This window comes from Cellulosimicrobium sp. AB352 (assembly GCF_049538415.1).
Lineage (GTDB): Bacteria > Actinomycetota > Actinomycetes > Actinomycetales > Cellulomonadaceae > Cellulosimicrobium > Cellulosimicrobium funkei.
Window position 1 is genome coordinate 1 of sequence record NZ_JBMVFX010000059.1, and the last position, 304, is coordinate 304.

Sequence of the window (304 nt, forward strand, 5' to 3'; positions counted from 1 at the left end):
GCCCGTCGTCGTCACCGACACCGCGCTCCTCCCGGCGGGCGGGTCCACGCTCGTGGACGTCCTCGCGAACGACACGGACCCCGCGGGCGGCGTGCTCGTCGTGCAGTCCGTGCGCGTGCCCGCCGACGCCGGGGTGTCGGTCGCGATCCTGGCCCACCAGATGCTGCGGGTGACCGAGATCCGGCGCCTGGACGCGCCGGTGACGGTGGAGTACACGGCCTCCAACGGCACCGAGACCGCGACCGGCCAGGTGCGGGTCGTGCCGGTGCCGGCGCCGACGCGGCTGCAGCCGCCGAACGCGGTC

General features: G+C 76.3%; 1 protein-coding gene. It reads left to right on the forward strand.

Annotated elements, in window-relative coordinates; translation table 11 throughout:
* Positions 1-304: Ig-like domain-containing protein (locus ACPCUX_RS18825; RefSeq protein ID WP_423389402.1), on the forward strand; the 304-nt coding region annotated here is incomplete at both ends.